We start from the raw sequence: 271 nt of genomic DNA on the forward strand, positions 1-271 counted from the left end.
GCGCTGCTGGCGCTGCTCGCGCTGTCCGGTTGCAGCAGCCTGCTGTGGGGCACGCAGCAGGCGCCGATCGTCGAAGCCACGGTGATGCCGGTCGAAGCCGCGAGCGCGCCGGTGGCCGCATCGGCGCCGGAGCCCGTCGAAACCGAAGCCGCCGAGCCCGAGCAGCCGAAGAAGCCGAAGAAGCCGGTCGTCAAGCCGCACAAGGTCGAGCCGCCGCCGCCCGTCGTCGCGCCGCCTCCCCCGCCGCCGCCTCCTCCGCCGCTGATCCTCG

Annotated in this window: 1 pseudogene; it reads left to right on the forward strand. The window is 74.9% G+C overall.

Annotated features, from left to right (window positions below):
* Positions 1-271: pseudogene (locus R0J92_RS23105) on the forward strand (hypothetical protein); the annotation flags it as partial.

It is taken from the genome of Tritonibacter sp. SIMBA_163, assembly GCF_046535935.1.
Taxonomy (GTDB): domain Bacteria; phylum Pseudomonadota; class Alphaproteobacteria; order Rhodobacterales; family Rhodobacteraceae; genus Epibacterium; species Epibacterium scottomollicae.